Genomic DNA, 260 nt, shown 5'->3' on the forward strand with positions numbered 1-260 from the left:
CCCGCTCAGCGCGGCCATCGACCGCCTGGTCCCGTCGACGTACCCGCCGCCGAACAGCACCGCGTGCACCGCCAGGGGGTAGAGCTGGTGCAGCGCGACGCGGTCCTCCCACCCGGGGGCCAGCGGGTGCACGGCGTCGTAGCCGACGAGGATCTCGTCCAGGTGCGGCGCACCGAAGAGAGCGAGCATGGCCAGGTCCGTCTCCCGGTGGCCACCGTGGGCGGCGGGATCGATGAGCGCCGCCTCGGTGCCGCCGCCGT

At 75.0% G+C, this 260-nt stretch carries 1 protein-coding gene; it reads right to left on the reverse strand.

The features are described from left to right. Nucleotides 1-260 (reverse strand): fructosamine kinase family protein (locus WDW90_RS39975; RefSeq protein ID WP_336493102.1); only part of this gene is annotated, 260 nt, incomplete at both ends.

The sequence above is a fragment of the Methylobacterium nigriterrae genome (assembly GCF_037106235.1).
Classification (GTDB): Bacteria; Pseudomonadota; Alphaproteobacteria; order Rhizobiales; family Beijerinckiaceae; genus Methylobacterium; species Methylobacterium nigriterrae.